The sequence below is a fragment of the Streptomyces sp. NPDC014894 genome (genome assembly GCF_043080985.1).
GTDB lineage: Bacteria > Actinomycetota > Actinomycetes > Streptomycetales > Streptomycetaceae > Streptomyces.
This window is the reverse complement of sequence record NZ_JBIBWD010000009.1, coordinates 169,109-189,465: the sequence shown is the minus strand read 5'-3', so window position 1 is coordinate 189,465 and position 20,357 is coordinate 169,109. Positions and strand designations below refer to the sequence as shown.

At 72.1% G+C, this 20,357-nt stretch carries 13 protein-coding genes, 1 tRNA gene, 1 pseudogene and 3 riboswitches; of the genes and pseudogenes, 9 read left to right on the top strand and 6 right to left on the bottom strand.

The genetic code is table 11. The annotated features are described in order from the left end of the window. Positions 1 to 451 precede the first annotated feature (451 nt). From ACF089_RS22485 to ACF089_RS22475, 3 genes and pseudogenes are all read left to right on the top strand, one after another. Positions 452 to 778 (top strand): hypothetical protein, encoded by a 327-nt coding sequence (locus ACF089_RS22485; protein WP_392029220.1) that lies wholly within the window; start codon positions 452 to 454, stop codon positions 776 to 778. A gap of 26 nt (positions 779 to 804) precedes the next feature. Continuing rightward, a pseudogene (locus ACF089_RS22480) lies at positions 805 to 939 on the top strand (IS5/IS1182 family transposase); the annotation flags it as partial. 401 nt (positions 940 to 1,340) lie between these two features. Continuing rightward, positions 1,341 to 2,003: a GPP34 family phosphoprotein gene (locus tag ACF089_RS22475; RefSeq protein WP_392029218.1), complete on the top strand. Its 663-nt coding sequence runs from the start codon at positions 1,341 to 1,343 to the stop codon at positions 2,001 to 2,003. A 144-nt stretch (positions 2,004 to 2,147) separates the two neighbouring features. On the opposite strand, the gene ACF089_RS22470 is transcribed toward ACF089_RS22475, so the two are convergent. After that, positions 2,148 to 2,834: a 2-phosphosulfolactate phosphatase gene (locus tag ACF089_RS22470; RefSeq protein WP_392029216.1), complete on the bottom strand. Its 687-nt coding sequence runs from the start codon at positions 2,832 to 2,834 to the stop codon at positions 2,148 to 2,150. Between the two features lie 474 nt (positions 2,835 to 3,308). After that, a riboswitch (cobalamin riboswitch) is annotated at positions 3,309 to 3,428 on the top strand. Positions 3,429 to 3,573: 145 nt separating this feature from the next. On the opposite strand from ACF089_RS22470, the gene ACF089_RS22465 reads away from it, so the two are divergent. Beyond that, a complete protein-coding gene (locus ACF089_RS22465) occupies positions 3,574 to 4,062 on the top strand; it encodes a DUF4430 domain-containing protein (RefSeq protein ID WP_392029214.1) in 489 nt (162 codons plus the stop codon). Between the two features lie 88 nt (positions 4,063 to 4,150). Here ACF089_RS22465 and ACF089_RS22460 read toward each other — a convergent pair whose 3' ends face one another. Beyond that, positions 4,151 to 5,563 (bottom strand): hypothetical protein, encoded by a 1,413-nt coding sequence (locus ACF089_RS22460; RefSeq protein WP_392029212.1) that lies wholly within the window; start codon positions 5,561 to 5,563, stop codon positions 4,151 to 4,153. Between the two features lie 136 nt (positions 5,564 to 5,699). Next, a riboswitch (cobalamin riboswitch) is annotated at positions 5,700 to 5,775 on the bottom strand. A gap of 161 nt (positions 5,776 to 5,936) precedes the next feature. Continuing rightward, positions 5,937 to 6,006: riboswitch (cobalamin riboswitch) on the top strand. Positions 6,007 to 6,141: 135 nt separating this feature from the next. On the opposite strand from ACF089_RS22460, the gene ACF089_RS22455 reads away from it, so the two are divergent. The 5 genes from ACF089_RS22455 to ACF089_RS22435 are packed head-to-tail and all read left to right on the top strand — an operon-like array spanning position 6,142 to position 13,671. Continuing rightward, positions 6,142 to 8,979, top strand: a complete 2,838-nt coding sequence (locus ACF089_RS22455) for a prenyltransferase/squalene oxidase repeat-containing protein (RefSeq protein ID WP_392029210.1) — start codon at positions 6,142 to 6,144, stop codon at positions 8,977 to 8,979. Next, entirely contained in the window at positions 8,976 to 9,950 is a 975-nt protein-coding gene (locus ACF089_RS22450; protein ID WP_392029208.1) for a hypothetical protein, read from the top strand. The genes ACF089_RS22455 and ACF089_RS22450 overlap by 4 nt, the downstream gene beginning before the upstream one ends. A gap of 3 nt (positions 9,951 to 9,953) precedes the next feature. Further along, positions 9,954 to 11,138 (top strand): energy-coupling factor transporter transmembrane component T, encoded by a 1,185-nt coding sequence (locus ACF089_RS22445; RefSeq protein ID WP_392029206.1) that lies wholly within the window; start codon positions 9,954 to 9,956, stop codon positions 11,136 to 11,138. Next, entirely contained in the window at positions 11,135 to 12,790 is a 1,656-nt protein-coding gene (locus ACF089_RS22440) for an ABC transporter ATP-binding protein (protein WP_392029204.1), read from the top strand. The genes ACF089_RS22445 and ACF089_RS22440 overlap by 4 nt, the downstream gene beginning before the upstream one ends. Next, positions 12,787 to 13,671: an ECF transporter S component gene (locus tag ACF089_RS22435; RefSeq protein WP_392029202.1), complete on the top strand. Its 885-nt coding sequence runs from the start codon at positions 12,787 to 12,789 to the stop codon at positions 13,669 to 13,671. The genes ACF089_RS22440 and ACF089_RS22435 overlap by 4 nt, the downstream gene beginning before the upstream one ends. Before the next feature lie 240 nt (positions 13,672 to 13,911). Here the strand turns inward: ACF089_RS22435 and ACF089_RS22430 are convergent, their stop codons facing one another. The 4 genes from ACF089_RS22430 to ACF089_RS22415 all read right to left on the bottom strand — a co-directional run bounded on the left by ACF089_RS22430 (position 13,912) and on the right by ACF089_RS22415 (position 19,750). Continuing rightward, positions 13,912 to 14,454, bottom strand: a complete 543-nt coding sequence (locus tag ACF089_RS22430; RefSeq protein ID WP_392029200.1) for a GNAT family N-acetyltransferase — start codon at positions 14,452 to 14,454, stop codon at positions 13,912 to 13,914. Between the two features lie 486 nt (positions 14,455 to 14,940). Then, positions 14,941 to 18,060, bottom strand: a complete 3,120-nt coding sequence (locus ACF089_RS22425; protein WP_392029198.1) for a GDSL-type esterase/lipase family protein — start codon at positions 18,058 to 18,060, stop codon at positions 14,941 to 14,943. A gap of 1,131 nt (positions 18,061 to 19,191) precedes the next feature. After that, positions 19,192 to 19,268, bottom strand: a tRNA-Pro gene (locus ACF089_RS22420). 113 nt (positions 19,269 to 19,381) lie between these two features. Continuing rightward, positions 19,382 to 19,750, bottom strand: a complete 369-nt coding sequence (locus tag ACF089_RS22415; RefSeq protein WP_392029196.1) for an MmcQ/YjbR family DNA-binding protein — start codon at positions 19,748 to 19,750, stop codon at positions 19,382 to 19,384. Between the last annotated feature and the right edge of the window lie 607 nt (positions 19,751 to 20,357).

Below are 20,357 nucleotides of genomic sequence, written 5' to 3'. Positions count from 1 at the left end.
TACCCGTGCCCGCTCTCAGCAGATCCATCGCCCCCTTTCGAGGCCGTGTCGAGCGGGAGCGAATATCCTCCGCCGGGTTCCGAAGGGTGTGAGGATTCCCTTCTCCCGTCTCACCGCACTCATCGATCCGAATCGGGCGGCGGACCGGTTCCGTGACGTCATGTCCGCGACCGGCCTTCTCGGGCGAATACCGCCGTATCAGCCCTTCTTGGCATTGTCCCGTAAACGCCTCGGCATGGGCGGTCCATAGAAATCCCGGCTCTCTCGATCGACGAGTTGAGATACTCCGGTCATAGGATCTCGGGGAACTCTGGGGCCGGCGCCGCTGTCCCTGGCAGGTGTCGCGCCCGGCGCGGGCGGGTCGCTGTTCGGCCAGTACATGGCGTCGCGGGCGAGCACCCGGCAGCTTGAGACGCAGGAGTCGGCCGCGCACCGTGCGGAGCTGAAGAACGTGATCCTGAAGTTCCTGAGCATCGCGTCGCAGGTGGAGAAGGCCGCGCTCACGCGCCCGGCGGCAAGAGCCGCGGCCGGCCTCGCGCTCGACCGGCTCGTCGACGACCTGTGGCTCGCGCGGGCGGAGATCGACCTGGCGGCCGGGGACGAGCGGCTGCGGGGCGCGGCGTATCGTTTCGCGACCCGCCTCGCCGAGGCGGCACGGGGCGAGATCGCCGATGCGCCGGCACTGCGCGGGCCGCAGGTGCGGTTCATGGATGCCGCCTACGACGACCTGTGGCCCGGCCGGCGACGCGCGGCCGGCGATTCCCTCACGCCTCGGTGAGACGGGACGGGCGGAACGATTCCGTCGTGGTCGGTGCGGCCACGGCGTCGGAACCGTCCTGGACAGCCCCGTTCACCGGGCTGAACCCGCGTGCTCTCGGAGAGCCGGTGGCGGTCCCTCACCACGCGGGCGCGGACGCCGTCCGCACGGGCCGGCCATGGATTCCGGGAGGACGACACCCGCGGGCGGAGCCGGACGACCCCTCCGCGCCGAGATCATCACGCGATCGCGCTGTGATACCCCGGCCCGCTCCGGCGTCCGCGCGGCCGCGGGCTCCCGTACCGTCGTCGCGGCGGTCACCGACGGGCGGCCGTAGCGGCGGTACGCGCGTAAGCAGCGCGGCCCGCGTCCCGGGGACTCCTCCCGCACGGACCGTACGTACGACTCCGCCCCCGGCCGCCGCGCGCAACCGCTCCAACCGCACGCGGCGTCTCAGCGGGTGGGGTGGGAACGAGACGGAAGACATGGCTCCGAAGCAGAGCCCTCCGCGTCCCCCACAGACCTCGACGTCACGTCGTCGCCCCCTGTGAAGTCGTCGCCCCCCTGAAAGAGAGTAGGAACCATGGAAACAACGCTGGGAGAACAGCTCCTGCTCCTGTCGCTGGACGACGAGTCCGGGGCCGGACGGGAGCCGGCGAACGTCGGCTGGGCCATCGCCGGGGCGTCGCTGGTGGAGCTGGCGCTCGCGGGCCGGATCACGGTGGACGGCGACATCGTGTCGGCGATCGACCCCTCCCCCGTGGGCCATTCGTCCCTGGACGCCGCGCTCGCCGCCATAGCCGGCCGCGAGAAGCCCGGCAGGGCCGCCGACTGGATCCAGCACCTGAAGAAGGACGCGGTGGCCGCGGCGAGCGCGGGCCTGGTGGACAAGGGCCTGGTCCGTGAGGAGACCAAGAAGGTCCTGGGGCTCTTTCCGGTACGCCGCTACCCGGAGGCCGACGGCTCGGTCGAGGCGGCCGTGCGCGAGCGGCTCGACGCCGCCGTGCTGCGCGGCGGGAGCCCGGACGAGCGGACGGCGAGCCTGATCGCCCTGCTGCACGGCGGTGGGCTGGCCCGGCTCGCCTTCCCGGCCGCCGACACGTCTCGGGCCGAAGCGGCGATGGAAGCGATCGCACGGGGCCACTGGGCGGCGCCGGCCGTCCACCGGGTCGTCGAGTCCGTGCGGGCGACGCTGACGGTCGTCGTCACCACCACCGTGGTCACCACGGTCATCGCCGGAAACTGACCGCTCCGCCGTCCACGGCCGCCGGGCCGCCGCAGGACACCGGGACCCATCCGCCGCCCGGCCCCCGGCGGCGGGCCGGACGGCCCGACTCGCCGCCGGCGTCCCGGTCCGCCCGACGACTCCGCCCGACTCACGACTCCCGTCTCACCGGGGCGAAGGCATCGCGTGCGGGCGCAGGACCATGAGCGGGCCTTCCGAGGCCGCCACCATGGCGAAGGGGAACCGGTCGACCTCCAGGCAGAGCGCGACGTCGTCGGGATGGGCTCCTCGGCGCACCCCCTGCGTCAGTTCGGCGGCGGCGCGCGACCGGGCGGCGCGGCCGAGGTACTCGGCGGCGTCCGCCCCGGCCCCGGCGGCCCTCCCGGCGATGTACTGGGCACACGCCAGATCCTCCTCGGCCCGCCCGTCCTCGCCGGTGACCACGAACGTGACGCTGTCGCTCCCGCGCGCCCGCAGGAGCCGGGCCGTCGCCTCCGCCACCACGAAGCCGGCGCACAGCACCAGCGCCGCCTCCTTGACCGCGAGGGCGCCGACGGTCCCCGCGGTCGTCTTCTGCACGACGGTGCGCCCGCCGAGGTCGAGGGAGCGCAGCAGACCGGGAGAGTTGACGGCGTCGAAACCGGGCGCGGGCGGACCGTCCTTGATCGCCACCCATTCCGGGTGACGGGCCTTGAGCGCCAGGGCCTCGTCCGGCGACTCGGCCAGGACGATCTTCTCCGCCCCCCGGGCGAAGGCCCAGGCGGCCACGGTGTAGGCACGCATGACGTCGATCACGACCGCCACGGAAGGGGTTTCGTCCAGATCGGCGATGCCGAGGAAACGGGAGTCCATTCGCGCCATGATCGCGCAGGCCCGGCCCGGCGTGCCCGGAGAGTGACGGGCCTCATACCGCCGGCCTCGGGGCCCACCGCCTCCGACAGCCCTGCGGCGCGCAAGCGCCCGCGCCCGGCCCACGAGTCGGCGGCGATTCCGGTCCGCCGCCGCCGTCACCGCCCCGCCACGCCCTGTCGGCCCGGGCGACACCGTGCGCGGCGAGCGGACGCGTACACAACAGACGGGGCGGACCACCCGCACGTGCACGGGCGGGCGGACCGCCCCGTACGCCGCCACGTGGGCCGTGGCGGGGCAGCCGGGGTCGCGCGGCCGCTCACGGACGCGCGCGGGCGGCGGGCCGCGGCACCCCCGCGCTCCGGTGGCGTTCGGCCGGGGCTCTGGCCCGATCCCCCTTGGGAGTTGGCCGGAAATCAGCCCCTGTTCATCACGAAGATACGACCGTACGATTCGTCTGCCCGGCCGGTCCGGGCGGACAACCGAATGGTCGTGTGTCCCGGGGGAAGCCGGTGGGAATCCGGCGCTGACCTGCAACCGTGTGGGGCGTCTCCGCGCCCCGAGTCGGAGAGCCCAGCACGCGGTCGTACCGCTTCCCACTGTCATGGTCTGCAGCGCGAAGCTTTGAGCCGTCTCGGATCGCCGACGAGTCCGTCTCCCCCGCGCTCGGGGCGACACGGCCGCCGAAGGCGCCGTGGGCACAGGGTCGCGCCGCGTACCGGCATCGCTCGAAAGGCAACCCATGCGCCCGCATCCCGTCCGCACCGCACTCGTCGCCGCCGCCGCCCTGGGGCTCGCGCTCACCACGGCCCCCGCCGCCGCCCACGCCGGGCCCACTCCGCACACGAACGCCCCGGTCAAGGTCAGCCTGACGGTGCAGGGACCGAGCGGTCCGCTGTTCCAGGGCAGGATCAAGACCAAGGGCCACGATGTGACCACGGCCACCGGCGGTACGCACAAGTGCGACGGCACCAACGGTTCGGCCCATCCCAGCGCCGTGCCCACCCCGACCGCCGCGCTGGACGACGCCGCGAGAAAGAAGCGCTTCACCTGGGACGGCGCCTGGTACCCCGCGTTCGACGACTTCTCCGTCGACACGATCAAGAACGTCAGCGGCGGCGGCGCGGCCTACTGGAGCATCTCCGTCAACGGCGTCCCGACCCCGGTCGGCGGCTGCCAGTTCAAGCTGAGCGCAGGCGACCAGGTCGCCTTCACCTGGACCGCCTTCTAGCCAACAGCCCGTCTCTCCAAGGCCGTTCACGACGGGGGACGGGGGCCGCGCCGGGTGGAGACCCGGCGCGAGCCCCCGCCCCGGGGACTCAGACGCCCCAGCGCAGCGCGATGGTGTCACCCACGTTGATCGTCTTCTCGCGGAGGGCGCCGGCGAAGGAGGAGCCGTCGACGCTGACCTTCCAGGTGCTGGAACCGCTGTTGGCCTTGCCGTTGACCGAGGTGACGGCCCCCGTGCCGGACGAGGGGGCCACGCTCGTGACGCAGCCGGAGGGTGCGGCGGAGCCCGTCGCGGCGGCGAGGACGTCGCCGAGGGTGGTGGTCGCCCCCGTCGGCGTGAAGGACACCGCGCACACCTTGAGGTTTCCGGCCCCGTCGTCGACGCTCAGCGCGAGCCTGGCGGCGGCGCCCGGGGTGAAGGCGCTCTGGGCGACCCACTGCGGCGCGCCCGGCGTGACCGGCGTGGGCGGGGCCGAGGTGAAGCCGCCTCCGGCGACCGCGCGCAGGGCGTCGATGGAGGCGTAGGCGGAGGCCGACGTATCGGCGGGCTTGTACTTGAAACCGCCCGCCGGGTTGTACTGGTTGGCGATGAGGAAGTCGACCGGCGTCTTGCCGTTGATCGTGGTGAACTCCGCGGACTGCGGGTTGATGCCGCAGGCGTTCAGACCGGCGATCGCCCAGCCGTTGGAGCTGGTGTTGACCCCGTAGAGGGAGTTGAACGCGCCCGAGGCCGCGGCCAGTTTGCCCTTGAGGAAGTTCTTCGCCTGGACGACGTCCGCGTCGGTGCCGGGGACGCCGGAGACGCACAGGGCGGCCATCGCGGCGCCGGTCATGTCCACATCGCCGGCGGAGTTGACGGCGGTGGGATCGCCCTCCACCTTCTGGTAGGTCCAGCCGCCGTCGTTGTGCTGGTTGGCCCGGAGGCGGGCGACCGTCGAAGCGGTGAGGGCCTGCGGCACGCGGGCGGTTCCGGCCTGGGTCTTCGCGCCGCCCAGCGCGAGGGCGGCGAAGACGGTGCCGTTGAAGTTCGCGGACGGGCCGAAGTAGCCCGCCTCGGCCGTCTGCCAGTACGCGTAGATGTCCGCGACGAGATTGCGCGAGGCCGAGACCCGGGCCGGGTCGATGCCCGCGGCGTACGCGTTGAGCGCGCCGCGCTCGTAGTCGGTGACCACCGGGGACGCCGACGGCCAGGCGGCCGTGGACAGCAGATTCCGGTAGACGGTTCTCGCGTTCTTGGTGGTGTCGCCGCCCGGCGCGACGTCCACGACGGCCGTGCCCGCGGCGGCGAAGGCGCTGAACGCCCACTCGTTGGAGAGGCCGGATCCGGCGTACGCACCGTTCGCCGCCTGGAGCGACTTGAGGTAGGCGACACCGTTGGTCTTGGACGTGGCGATCTGCGCGGGGGTCGAGGTCGCGAAGGCGGGCAGCGCGGTGAGGGCGAAGGCGGCGAGCGCCGCGGGCGTCACGAGCGTGAGACGGCGGGACGTGCGGGGACGGGGCATGGTCTGCTCCTGGAATCGGCGGACGCCGGCCGCTCCAGCGTGCCGGGCGGGCCGCGGATCACCGGCACGGCCGGGCACGGCCCGAGGAGCCGCCGTCCGGGTCGCGTGGTACGGCTTCCTGTACTGCGTCGCCTATGGGCATTCGGGCTCGGAGACGGCCCCCGCCGTCCCATACCGCTGCGCGTCAGCTCCGGCCTCGCACCGGATTCCCCCACCTGGCAGCCCAGGACGCTACCCGAGCGATCACAGGCGCGCCAGCCGTGCAACCGAGGCGCGAATGAAGGGCCTTGGGGTCCTTCGCACGGGGCGCACACCACCTTGACGGCCCCGCCGGATCCGTGTTGCACTCCGCCTGATAAGCACTCAGCACCAGGGGAAGCCGGTCGAATTCCGGCGCTGACCCGCAACCGTAGACCTGGTTCGTCCGGGTGAGCCGGAATGCCTGGAGCGGGGATGGAGCACGAGGAGCGCCGTCGCGGACTACGGCGTGGTCGTCGCCGCCTCGTCATGGCGCAACAGCCGTGCGGGGCGGGCGCGTCGCCACGTACGCAGCCGCCCGGCAGAGACGAGGGGCCGCGGTGGGGACCGAACAGCAGGAGAAACGCTGGCCGGGAGCGGGACGGCGGCTGCTGTCCCTCGTGACGGCCTCGGTCCTGACGCTCGGCGCGGGCGTGACATACCTCACGGCCGCCCCGCCCGCGGACGCGGCCCCGATCGAGCGGTGCACGCGCACGTCCGGGGCCATCGTCGCCGTGGACTTCGGTCACTGGGACGGCCCGGTGGTCCGCGGCTGCGACACCACCCCCACGACCGGCTACGAGCTGCTGCACTCCGGCGGTTTCACCACGGTGGGGACGAACCACGACGGTCCCGCGTTCATCTGCCGCATCGGCAACAAGTCCTTCGACTCCGGCGAGAAGTACCCCACTCCGGCCGAGGAGGACTGCGTCCTCACACCGCAGGCCACCGCCTACTGGTCGTACTGGACCGCCTCGCCCGGCCAGCGGAAGTGGACCTACAGCCCGCAGGGAGCCATGTCCCGGACGCTCAAGCCGGGCGATGTCGACGCGTGGGTCTTCGGCGGCACGGACCTCAGCGGCACCAAGGGCAGGCCCGCCTTCACCCCCGACGACGTGCGCGCGGAGGGCGGCGACCCGCCGGCCCCCGGCGACCCGGCCGCGCCGACCGTGCCGCCCGGCACGGTCGACCTGCCGGCCGCGACCCGCTGGCTCACCGAGCGGCTGACGAACGGGCAGCGCGTCGTCGCCGAGGGCGAGACCGCGCCCGACTACCTGGCCACCACCGACGTCGCCTACGCGCTGGCCGCCCCCGACGACGGCACTCCCACGGCCCGGCGGATCGCCGACTTCCTCGGCAGACCCGAGCACACCCGCGCGTACGCCTACCCCGCCGGAAAGGACGAGGCCCCGGACGCCACCGCCGCCGCCCGTCTCGCCCTCGTCGCCGAGGCCACCGGCAAGAACCCCCGGAAGTTCGGCGGCCACGACCTCCTCGGCGACCTCATGGCGAACGTCTGCCTCAGCGGCTCCGACGCGCCGCAGCCCGTCCCCGGCTGCGCGTCCAAGGGCGACTTCCGTACGACCGGAGGGACCCAGGGCCAGGCCATGGCCGTCATCGCCCTGCTGAGCGGCGGGCTGACGCCGCCGGCCGACGCGGTGACCCGGCTGACCCAATTGCAGTGCGACGACGGCGGATTCCCCTCCTCCCTCATCCTGGACGGCGCGGTCTGCGAGAGCGAGGCCGGAATCACCGCTCTCGTCGCCCTCGCCCTCCAGCGGGCCGGCGGCCACACCCCCGTGGTGACCCGGGCCCGCTCCTCGCTCAAGAAGGCACAGCTCCGGACGGGCGCCTGGCCCGCCACGTCGTACAGCGCCCCGGGCAGCGCCTACGCCACCGGCTGGGCGGCCCAGACACTGCGCGCCCTCGGCGACCGGGCCCACGCGAACGCGAGTCTCTCCTGGCTCTCCCGGCAGCAGCTTCCCGGAGGCGGCTTCGCCTTCGACGAGGAGAGCACGAGCCCGCTCCTCTACGCCACCACCGCGGCCGTCATCGCGAGCGCGAAGACCGACTTGGTGTCGCTGACCACCGAGGAGCCCGCCCCGCCGACCACCCCGACCGACCCGCCCACCAAGCCCCCCGCGAAGCCCTCCGGCGACGGCCCCGACCTGAAGAAGGGATCCGCCTACCTCGCCGACCACAAACGGCTGGTCAAGGGCCGCTACTACGAGTCCAGCCCCGGCTTCGCGGAGTACGGCCTGACCATCGACGGGGCCTACGCGCTCGCCGCCACCGGCCACGACAACGCCACCCTGCGCAATATCGTCGACTTCCTCGACAAGGGCGGCGAGGACGGCACGGGCCGCGGCCTCCACGACTGGACCGGGATCGGGACGAAGCACGCGGGCGGAGGCTTCATCGGGAAGGCCGCGGTGCTCGCCGAGTCCGTGGGCCGCGATCCGCGCGACTTCGGCGGGCGCGACCTGATCGCCGCGCTCGCCGGGGGCGTCTGCTCCGCGGCGACCCCGGCCACCCCCCGCAAGTGCGCGGCCAGGGGCAACTACGCGTACGCCACCTCCGTCTTCTCCCAGTCCCTCGGCGTGATCGCCCAGGTCCGGGCGGACGAGACCGCCGCCGCGGCCGAGCCGATCGCCTACCTCAAGAGCCTCCAGAACGCGTCGACGGGGGCCTGGCCCAGCCTCATCGGCGAGAAGAGCGATCCGGAGGTCGACTCCACGGCGATGGCCGCGATGACCCTGGACCTGCTGCCCGACGCCGGTTCGCGGGAGGCCGTCGACAAGGCCCTCGGCTGGCTGGCCGGCCGCCAGCTCTCCGACGGCGGCTTCACGGGGGCCTCCGGCAACTCCGTGAACTCCGCGGCGCTCGCCGTTCAGGGCCTGTCGCTGAACGCCGCGAAGTACGCGGACCAGATCGCCAAGGCCCGGAAGTTCCTCGCCTCCCAGCAGAACAAGGACGGCGGATTCAATGTCGCCAAGGGAGGCCAGCCGGGATCGGACGTCCGCGCCTCGGCCCAGGCCGTCGGCGGAGCCGCCGCCGTCTCCTTCGGAGTGCTGACCCGCGATCTGAGCCGCACCACCCCCGAGCCGGTGCCGAGCACCACCCCGCGGCCCAGCCCCTCCGCACCCGAGATCGTCACCCCCGGGGAGAACACCGGAGGCTCCGGGTCCGCCGGGGGTTCGGGCACTGCCGGAGGCTCCGGCGCCGGAGGCACCGCCGCCGCCGGAGGCTCGGCGGGCGGCACGGACAGCGACGGAAGCCTCGCCTCCACCGGATCCGAGGTCATCGCCCTGGCCGCCGCGGCCGTGCTCCTCGTCCTCGGCGGCTGGGGCGCGACCCGTCTCGCGCGCAGGCGCCGGACCCTGGGCGGCCGCGCGTGAGCGCCCGCCGCGTCCCGCGCGCCCTCGTCCGTACGGCCGCCGCGCTGGGCCTGACGGCGGCGGCCCTCGCCGGCGCCGTCGCCCCGGCCGGGGCCGCCCCGCAGCCGATGGGACAGTGCACGACCTCGTCCGGCGCCGTTCTGGCCGTCGACTTCAGCCACTGGGGAGGGCCCGTCTACCGCTCGTGCGGCACGACGCCCACCACCGGGTACGAACTCCTGAACCAGGGCGGCTGGCGGACCACCGGCACGGGTCACGACGGCCCGGCCTTCATCTGCCGTATCGGCTACAGCGGTCACCAGGGCGGCAAGCAGTACCCGACGCCCCGGCAGGACGACTGCGTCCTGACCCCGCCGGCCTCCGCGTACTGGTCGTACTGGCACGCCGACCCCGGCGAGAACACCTGGGAGTACAGCCGGCTCGGGGCCATGCTGTACAAACCCAAGCCCGGCAGCGTCGATCTGTGGACCTTCGGCGGCACCGACGTCGAGGGCACTCAGGGCCGGCCCACCGTCACCCCCGACCAGCTGCGCGCCAAGAACAGCGAGCCCGTCGGCGGCGGCCGGCCCGCGCCCGAGGACACCCGGACCGCCGCGCCGCCTCCCCCCGGCGCCGACACCGGCCCCGCGCCGGAGAACCCGCCGCCGACCGCCTCGACGCCTCCCCCGACGAGGAAGCCCGCGCCGAGGACGCCCGCCCCCTCGGCGACGAGGAGTCCGGCGGCCCCGAAGAAGCCGGCCGCCCCGAAGAGCCCCTCGCCGAGCCCGTCGGAGAGCGTCTCCCCGACCCCGCAGGCCACGACGAGCGCCCCGGCGGCGGCCGCGCCCGCGCCCGAGGTGGTGGACGCGGTACCGTCCGCCGACGCCGCCCACGACAAGGGCTCCTACCTGCCCGCCGTCGCGACCGGTGCGCTGGTGCTGCTGATCGGCGGCGGCGCCTGGTACGCGGCCAGACGCCGCCGCACGGAGTAGCCCGTGTCCCGCCCCGTCACGACAGCGGCCCGGCCGCCCGCGTCCGGCCTCGCGCCGGACCCGGGCGGCCGCCGTCTGCCCCGCACCCTTCACCCCGTCGCCTGGTGGATCTGGGCCCTGGCCCTCGCCACCGCGGTGAGCCGCACGAACAACCCGCTGCTGCTCTTCCTCGTCCTCGCGGTCCTCGGCTACGTCATCACCATGCGCCGCACCGAGGCCCCCTGGGCGCGCGGCTTCAAGTACTACCTCCTTCTCGCGCTCACCGTCGTCGCGATCCGGGTGGTCTTCCGCGCGGTCTTCGCCACCGGCATCACCCCCCGCGACCACTTCCTCTTCGCCCTGCCGCACATCCCCACCCCCGACTGGTACGCCGGCATCCAGATCGGCGGCCCGGTCTCCCTGGAGGCCCTGCTCTCCGCCGCCACCGACGGCCTCCGGCTGGCCTGCATGCTCTGCTGCATCGGGGCCGCGAACACCCTCGCCAACCCCAAACGGGCGCTGCGGGTGCTCCCGGGCGCGCTGTACGAACTCGGCGTCGCCGTCACCGTATCCATCAGCGTGGCGCCCCAACTCGTGCAGAGCGTCCAGCGCGTACACCGGGCACGGCGGCTGCGCGCCGGGCGCTCCAAAGGTCTGCGCGCCCTGCGCGGCGTCATCGTGCCGGTCCTGGAGGACGCCCTGGAACGCTCCCTGCGGCTCGCCGCGGCCATGGACTCCCGCGGCTACGGCCGGGCCGGGACGGCCACCCGCCGCTCGCGCCGGGCCACCGGGGCCCTCATGCTCCTCGGCATGTGCGGCCTGTGCGCCGGCGCGTACGGGCTGCTCGACGCCACCGCTCCCCCGCTGCTCGGCTTCCCCGCGCTCGCGGCCGGCGCCCTGCTGTGCGTGGGCGGGCTCCGTCTCGGCGGCCGCCGGGTCACCCGCACCACCTACCGGCCCGACCCCTGGCGGGCCGCCGAATGGGCCGTCGCCGGCTGCGGCGTCCTCTCCGCCGTACTCCTCTTCAGCAAGGCGGGCTTCGACGCCGCCGAACTCAACCCGTCCATCCACCCGCTCAGCTGGCCCACCCTGCCGCTGGTGCCGGCCGTCGCGATCCTGCTGGCCGGGGCCGCCGGGTTCCTGGCCCCGCCACCGGGCCGGCCGGTCCGGCCGGCCCTCCCCGCACAGCGCACCGAGGAACTCACGTGATCACCTTCGACCGGGTCACCGTCCAGTACGAGGACATGGCCGAGCCCGTCCTGCGCGATGTGAATCTGACGGTGGAGGAGGGCGAACTGTGCCTCGTCGTCGGTCACACCGGCGTCGGCAAGTCGACCCTGCTCGGCGCCGTCAACGGCCTCGTACCCCACTTCACCGGCGGCACCCTCTACGGACGGGTGACCGTGGACGGCCGGAACACCGCCGACCATCCCCCGCGCGAACTCGCCGACGTCGTGGGCGTCGTCGGCCAGGATCCCCTCGACGGCTTCGTCACCGACACCGTCGAGGAGGAACTCGCCTATGTCATGGAGCAGCTGGCCGTGCCGCCCGCCACCATGCGCAAACGCGTCGAGGAGACCCTCGATCTGCTGAGCCTCGCCGATCTGCGCCACCGGGCCCTCCACGAGCTGTCCGGCGGACAGCAGCAGCGTGTGGCCATCGGCTCCGTCCTCACCGCCCATCCCCGCGTCCTGGTCCTGGACGAGCCCACCTCCGCACTGGACCCGACCGCCGCCGAAGAGGTCCTGGCCGCCGTGACCCGCCTCGTCCACGATCTCGGCGTCACGGTCCTGGTCGCCGAACACCGGCTGGAGCGCGTCGTCCAGTACGCCGACCGCGTGATCCAGCTCCCGGGCGACGGCCGCGTCGTGTCCGGCCCGCCCGCCGAGATCTTCCGTACGTCGTCGATCGCGCCGCCCGTCGTCGAACTGGGCCGCGCCGCCGGCTGGTCACCGCTCCCGCTCTCCATCCGCGACGCCCGCCGGGCCGCGGCCCCGCTGCGCGCCCGGCTGGCCGGGGTCGCTCCCCCGCCCGTGCGGCCCGCTCCCGGCACGGACCGGGCGCGGATCCTCACCGCGCGCGGCATCACCGTCGCGTACCAGGGCGTGCCCGCCGTCCGCGAGGTCGACCTCGATCTGCGCGGCGGGGAGATCACCGCCCTGATGGGCCGCAACGGCTCCGGCAAGTCCTCCCTGCTCTGGGCGCTCCAGGGATCCGGCCCCCGCAGGGCGGGATCCGTCGCCGTCGGGGAGCCCGGCGGCGCCCGGGCTGCCGACCCCGGCAAGGTCCCGGCGGCGCGGGCGCGCCGACTGGTCGGACTGGTGCCGCAGACTCCCACCGACCTGCTCTATCTGGAGAGCGTCAAACAGGAGCTCGACCAGGCCGACGCGGAGTCCGGCGTCGCGGCCGACGGGATCCCGGCCCGCGCCGTTCTCGACCGGCTCGCTCCCGGCATCCCCGACACCGCCCACCCCCGCGATCTGTCCGAGGGCCAGAAGCTCGCCCTGGTCCTGGCGATCCAGCTCGCCGCCGCGCCCCGGGTCGTGCTCCTCGACGAGCCCACGCGCGGTCTCGACTACCGGGCCAAGGGCGAGCTGATCGGCATCGTGGACGGTCTCGCCGCCGAGGGCAGATCCGTCGTCATCTCCACCCACGACGTGGAGTTCGTCGCCCGCGCCGCCGACCGGGTCGTGGTGATGGCCGAGGGGGACGTCGTCGCCGACGGCCCCACCACCGAGATCATCGTCGCCTCCCCCGTCTTCGCCCCGCAGACCGCGAAGATCCTCTCCCCGCTGCCCTTCCTCACAGTGCACCAGCTGGCCGCCGTGCTCGGCGCCGGCGGAACGGAGCCCGGCGAGTGAGCAGACGCACCGCCGCCATTCGCATCCGCGCCCGGGCCGGGATCGTCATCGCCATGGCGGCCTTCCTCGGCGTCGTCGCGTTCTTCTGGCCCTTCCTGGTGGCCCCCGGGAAGTTCGGCTCGAACTACGCCCCGCCGCTGATCTTCGGCGTACTCCTGGTGATCGTGCTGTGCGTGGTGATCTCCGAGATCGCCGAGGGCGGCATCAACTCCAAGGCCCTCGCCATGCTGGGCGTCCTCTCAGCGGTCAACGCCGCGATCCGCCCCCTCGGCGCGGGCACCGCCGGCATCGAGACCGTGTTCTTCATCCTCGTCCTCGCCGGGCGGGTGTACGGCCCCGGCTTCGGCTTCACCCTCGGCTGTACGTCGCTCTTCGCCTCGGCCCTCATCACCGGCGGGGTCGGGCCCTGGATGCCGTACCAGATGTTCGGCTGCGCCTTCGTCGGCATGCTCGCGGGCTTCCTCCCCAAGGCCACCGGCCGCCGCGAGGTCGCCCTGCTCGCGGTGTACGGCTCCCTCTCCGGCTATTTGTTCGGCTTCCTGCTGAACCTCTCCTTCTGGCCCTTCTCACTCGACCCCAACAGCTCCATCGCCTACCTTCCCGGGCTGCCGTTCACCGAGCAGTTCCAGCGCTATCTCGCCTTCGACCTGGCCACCTCACTCGGCTGGGACACCGGCCGCGCCGTCACCAACCTCATCTGCATCACCCTCGCCGGCCCAGCCGTCCTCACCGTCTTCCGCCGCGCCGCCCGCAAAGCCCGCTTCCAGTCCCCCATCCACTTCGCCTCCGCCCCTTCCCCTTCCCCTTCCCCTTCCCCGCGCCACTCGCCCCCACCGGACGGGCGGGGCGCGCCGGACGGGCGGGGCGGGCAGGGCGCCTGAACCACTGTCGCCTGGGTACGGGCCGAGCCGGGCCGAGCTGGTCCGCTCCGGTCCGGCGATGCGATCCGCGCGGCTCTGGCCCGGGGCCGGGGACACGGCCCGAGGCAGGCGCTCGGAGGAGGAACTCACCGGCAACTCGGGGGGGTGCCCTGCCGGCCCTGAAGAACGGCCCGCTCGGCTGCTCGTACGCCCTGGGCGCTGGTCTGATGCCGGCGGACTCCTCGTCCTGAGCGCTGGGAATCAGGGGCGATTCAGCCCCCACGTCTGCAGGGCATAGGGCCGTCCCTTGTCCTCGCCCTTGATCAACGGCACATCGAGCAAGCTGAACCCCGCCTTGGTGGCCACGGCGACACTGGCGGCGTTCTCGGCCTCAAGCTCCAGGATCACCTGGTCCAGGGCCAGTTGCCCGAAGGCGTACTCCGCCATCACCCGCACGGCCCGCCCAGCCACCCCCTGACCGCGGTGCGCCGGGCCGACCGCGTAGCCGAGTTCTGTGCCCTCGGGGGCACGCCGCAGCATCACCTCGCCGAGAGGTGCGCCGCCGTCCACGGTGATGGCGAGGAGGATGGCCGTGCCTTCCGCCCGCAGCCGCCGACTCCGGTCCAGGCGTGCGCGGGCCGCCGCTTCGTCGAAGGGCGAGACGATCGGCGTCCAGTACGCGATGTCGGGATGGTCGAACAACTCCGGCATCGCGGCCAGGTCCCCCTCCGCCCAATCACGCAGGACGAGGCCCTCCCCCTTGAGCTCGATCCGATCGGGAAAGGGCGACGTGGCACTGCTCATGGTGAGGGACCTCCCTGGCTTGTTTCAGAACAATGCAGGATATCCGGCGCCACCCAGGGGATCATCAGATATTTCTCCGGGCTTCCCCGTCCGCCTCAATGAACGGTCTTCCCGCTGTTCAGAGCCGGTCGGCGCAGAGCGATGGATGACCGGGTTCTTCGCAACAGGCTGCGGTCGCGGAGCCGGATCGCGATCCACAACTCGATGTGCCGAGGCCGTCACCGCGGACTGGTGCTCGCCTTCCTGGACGGCGGACTCGGGCCAGGATGCTGCCTGGGCTTGTCAGCAGTGATGACATGCGCGGCGACGCCGAGCGCTCCGTCCGGCCCGAGCGGGACAGGGCGCTGCGAGGGACACGGCGGCGACGCCGGTGATAGCGGCCACCGGCAGAGGGAGGCGGCCAAGACTGTGGGGTCACAGTCCTGGCGGGCTGTGACCCCACGGTGCCGCGGCCTCGCGGCCTTACAGGCTTACGGACTTACCGGCTCATCCGATTCTGACGCGGTGGCCAGGGTTCCCGGTTCCGGACGCGATGACGCCCTGGGCCGCCCAGGTGGTCTTGCCGGCTGCGTTGGTGACGTTGAGGTACCCGGTCAGTCCCCCGTTGTCGGCCAGGACGAGGTAGTCGGCGCGAGCATCTCCGCCGACATCGGCGAAGCGGACCTGGGTCGCGTTCCAGGAAGCGGAGCCGGTGGCGATGGTGCCCGCGTACTGCCAGCCACCACGGCCGTTGCCGCCCTGATTGATGTAGGAGCGGACCGCTCCGTTCTCCTCGACGATCAGGTAGTCGGCGCGCGCGTCACCGCCGACATCGGCGAACCGCACGTCCTCGGCGGTCCACTGAGCGGATCCGGAGGCGATGGTGCCGTAGTCGTCCCACTTGAGCGTGCCGTCGGGCCGGGTGGTGTTGATGAACGCCTGGACGGCTCCGGTGGCGGACAGGATCAGGTAGTCGGCGCGGGCGTCACCGCCGACATCGGCGAAGCGGACCTGCGCACCGGTCCACTGAGCGGATCCGGTGGCGATGGTGCCGGCGTCCAGCCAGCCGCCACGGCCGTTGCCGCCCTGGTTGATGAACGCGCGGACCGCTCCGGTGGCGGACAGGATCAGGTAGTCGGCACGGGCGTCACCGCCGACATCGGCGAACCGCACCTGCGCACCGGTCCACTGAGCGGATCCGGAGGCGATGGTGCCGTAGTCGGACCACTTCACCTGGCCGTCCGCGCCGGTGGAGTTCACCCACGCCTGCACGGCTCCGTTGTCCTGAACGACGAGGTAGTCCGAGCGGCCGTCGCCGTTGACGTCGACGCGGTAGTCACCGGCCGCCTCGCCCTGGCCCGCCTCGGGGGGCGCGGGCTTGACCGTGACCTCCGGGACGATCCAGTTCCTCTGCGAAGCCGTGACGATGCCGCCCTGGAAGGAGCGGGCCATCTTGGCGTAGCCGCTGTTGTTGGGGTGGAGGTTGTCGTTGAGGTCCGTCACCGACAGTTCGCCCATGCTGACCTGGGCGATGCGGTAGCCGCGGGCGGCGCGATCGGCGACGATGCCGGGGATGGCCCGGTTGTAGGCGTTGACGCGGGCCTGCACGACCGGGTCGGCGGCCGGGACCAGCGAGGCCAGCACGACCACGGTGGCCGGGGAGGCGTCGTAGATCTGGTCGACGAGCCGGCCGAGTCGCTGGGGTGCGGTGGCCACCTCGTGGTTGCGGTTCATGTCGTTGGTGCCGATGTGCAGCAGCACCACATTGGGCTTGGCGTCAGCCATCCAGCGGTCGATGTTCGCGCTGATCTGGTCGATGCGCCACCCCGAATGGCCTTCGTGCCGCGTGCCGTCCGCGTCCCGCATCGAACCCACGAACTTCACCGCTGAGGTGTCCTGGGCGAGCATCTGGCTGAGCGCGGGCCGGTAGCCGCTCCGCGTACTGCTGCCCACTCCCAAGGTGATGGAGTCACCCAGCGGCATCACCGCGAGGCTGACGTGCCCGCCCAGCTTTCGACCGGTGATGAAGCTCATGACCCCGACGACGGCCGCGCCCACAGCCATCACGAGTTCCCCGCCGGCGAGGATGACGACGGCTCCCACGGCGATCCCCATGAGATGCCCGTTGACGTACTCCCACGCCTGGTGCCGGTTGCCGGACTGGCAGGGCTCCATCGTGGGTTTCCCCTGGCCCGAAGCCGGGCTTGTGAGGCATTCCTGGGTGGTTACGTTGACCACTTGGCGGCCGCCCGCAACGCCTGACGGCTGGTGATTCCACAACTCGTCGCCGTGGTGCTCATTGTCGCTGTGGTTGGCGTGCCCGCCCGAGACATGGTCGGCGCCTGCCTTCAGCTTCTGATTCGCATTGCCGTCCTTGATGTATACGGGATTGGAATCCTGGTCACCGGCGGGGAAGCCGCCCGTGTTCCAGTGCCGGAGGTCGATGGGCTCCATCGTCCACTGATACTCGTCAGGGATCGTGGATGCGTAGGTGCCGGTGGTGAGACTCTCATTGGCGGGGTCCGTCGACCGGGCGACGAATCCTACGCCCCCGGACGTGTCCATGCTTTGGAGATTTCGGCCCGCCGTGTGGTATTGCCACAGTTGGTTCAGGGAGTCCCTGTCGCGGCAATCGGCCTGACGAACGACGTTGAGCGCCACATCAAGAGTGAGACACTTGTTCGTCTGCGAGTTGATCAGCTTGTGTGCGCTGTTGGACCCGTCGGAGACGAAGTCCTCGGCCCTCCAGACCTGGCTCAGTTCACGCTTCCACCCCTCTCGCGCTGCGGCGGCGCCGTTCGCGGTGGAGCCGTTGGGGATGGAGATGGCCGAGTGCTTGGGCCCGGTGGCATTGGCGAAGCGGTAGGTCCAGCCCTGGTTCGCCCCTTCTGCTCGCATCGGGCTGAACAGGACGGGCTGGTGGTCGCTTCCGCTGTTGCGGATCGAACTCCAGGGAGCCGCGGTCGACGCGTTGAAGAAGTTCGCCGCCATCGACGTCACCATGTAGTCAAGTGTGTTTCCCCCCTGCTGCGAACTCTGAGTGGGGCTGACCACAGTCGCACCCTGCGGCAGGTTGGCATCATTGCGCATCAGCGAAGGGTCGCGGTTGTAGTCTCCCAGAACCGCCCAGTTCCACGGATCTCCCCCCGGAGGCGGGGGATTCGCGGCCCCGTAGGCCGTCGTCGCGTCACGTACCGCGTTGACCAACCCCACCCCGTCGTTGCCGTTCCCGGAGAAGGCATGGATCGAGGCGTACGCCATTTGGATGTCATTGTGCGCGATGAACAGCGCCGGACGAGAGTTCGGAATGGTCTGATGCGCGATCAGTTCTACGTGATCCGCCCGCCGGGTGGTGACGATCCCCAGAGGCTGTGTGGGATTCGTCGCCAGATACATGTACCGAACGTCGTCGGCGCCTCTCCCGATGCGCCACTCGTACTCCCAGATTCCCGTACCTATCTGCCCCAGAAGGGTGCTCCCATGGGGAAAGTTGGGCGGAGTCGGCACGAGCTGGCCGTTACGCGGGACCTCCTGAAGGGCGACGACACCGAAGCTGCGGGAGATCTCCGCGACCGCTGCCCACATGTCACCGCCGGCGGTGGAGTGCAGCATGTTGAACGTCGCCATGAACCTCTTACGGTCCGGCTGGGCGGCGGAGGCCGGCGATGCCGAGGCGATCACAGTGACCAGGCCCGCGAGAAGTGCCAACACACAGGTCAGCGCCGTCCCGGCCAAGGGAGCAAACACCCGTCTTCCAGGTGAAGTTACAGCTAGCGGCGTCAGCGCACGCCGCGGCAGAAAATGCACAGTTGCTACCTTTACATCGTATGGATGGCTGAAGTCGGCGGGATCCAGGACGGACGCCGGAAGCCTTGCTTCCCTTGTCAACTGGCCCTGCGTGCAGCGTTCCTGCACGGCGGCACGAGAACACGGACAGGGCGGCCTCCCGGAGACGCCGCCCCTCGAAGCTTCCGGTGCCGACCACCCGAGAGCCAGTACGATGATCCCATTCCGCTTCCGGCGCGCCCGACAGCTGGCTTGTGAACAGCACCACCAGCGGCGAACCGTACCCGTGACTTCGCTCACCGCGGGGCTCCGCTCGACCTCTGACGAGTGGCCTGACGGCCATCTGGGCGGCTCGCGGGCGGGGTTGACCCGTGACGTGGCTGCCGACGCGTGGCACCAGAGGGACGGTCGGGAGCCGAGGAGACAAGCGGCCGCACCGAAACGAACCGAAACCGCTGGAGCCGTCCACCGACCTGGTGGCGACATTCGGCACCGCATTGGCCGCCGTGGACCTGCCTGCCGTTACTGGTGAGATCCGGCCCCGCGCCGCCGAACACATCCTCGCCACCGACCCAGCTCCGACGCCCCGGGCCGCACGGTGGACACATCTCCCGCGCGGCACTGTCCGACACCACTCACCGGGACGACGTCGTCGTCTCACTCGGTCTCGAACGTCTCCGCCGCCACGACCTCCGGCACACCGACCCCACCCGGTTCGCCGACCCCGGCGTCCCCGCCCACCCGCTCCGCAAGATCACCGGACAGCGATCCCTGCTCACCGCCCAGCGCTGCCCCCGCACCGACCTCACGCGCCGGAACCGTTCTCGCCGCCCACCTCGACCCCGTCCGCGCACCCCTCGGCCTCACTGTCCAGCGCACCCCCGGAAAACGCCGCCAAACCGAGTGGTCCCCAAGAAACACGGAAAGGCGGTACCGGATTACTCCGATACCGCCTCCGACCTGCGAAAACGCTGGTCGGGACGACAGGATTTGAACCTGCGACCCCTTGACCCCCAGTCAAGTGCGCTACCAAGCTGCGCCACGTCCCGGTGCCCGTCTGACCTGGGGTTTCCCCTGGCTGAACGCGCATGAGAACAATACCGCACTCGGAGCGGTGGTCACGAACCGCCGGGAGGGCCGGACGGGTGCCGGGGCGGCGAGGTCAGGGGGAGGGCGGGGTGGCCAGGTCGGGGTGGGCGGCGAGGAGGGAGCGGGGGGCGGCCTGACGCCAGGAGTCGAGGAGGATCGCGTACAGCTCGTCCTCGTCGTCGACGGACGCGAGCCGGACCCGGATCCAGGCGTAGGCGTCGTCGTGGCCGGCGCGCATGAAGAACTTCCCAGGTTCGGAGGCGATCAGCTCCTCGCGGTCCTCCTTCGGGCACTTCACCCCCACCGCGGCGTCGTCGCCGTCGAGCGAGGCGAAGATCCGCCCGCCGCTCTCCAGGCGGAATGTCGGCATGCCCCAGGTCAGCTTCTCCAGCGCTCCGGGCAGGGAGAGCGCGATTCTTCGCACATCGTCGGCTGTGGCCATGGGACGACGGTACGACGTGCCACCGACACTCACCCCGAACCGGCCGACCCGGCCCCGGAACGACCCGACCCGACCGAGCCCAGCCCAGCCCAGCCCGCAAGCCTGGAGCGGAAGCCGACGCGAATACCGCACACGCGCAGTGACGCACTGTGACAGAGCGGCGGGGAAAGCGCTTTCTCGCGACCCGGGATTCCCCTCCGGGCACCGGACAAGGCATGCGTTCCCGACATTCCCCGGCGGGGAACCGGGAGCGATGGGAGGGTAGTGCGGGAGCTTTTCACGCATGTTCTGGAGCACCAGGTGTGAAAAGGGCTCGCGCGGGAGCGGCCGCACGCCCTGGAACATGACGGGAGGACCCCCGGCACTCCCCGGCACTCACCCGCATATCGGGGCAAAGCCATAGTGTTCCTCCCCTCCGAGCTGGGGGCGCGCGACCAAAGGCACGCCCATGCGCACGCTGCTCGCAACCCGTCCTGGCGTGCGCGCCGACGATTGCCCCCACGCGCCGGCCCGGCTGGTTCTGGCCTCCGGCCGCACCGCCGGGATGCGTCCGCTTCCGGCCACGCCTATGCCGTATCGGTTCTTCAGACACCGCCAGACATCGAAC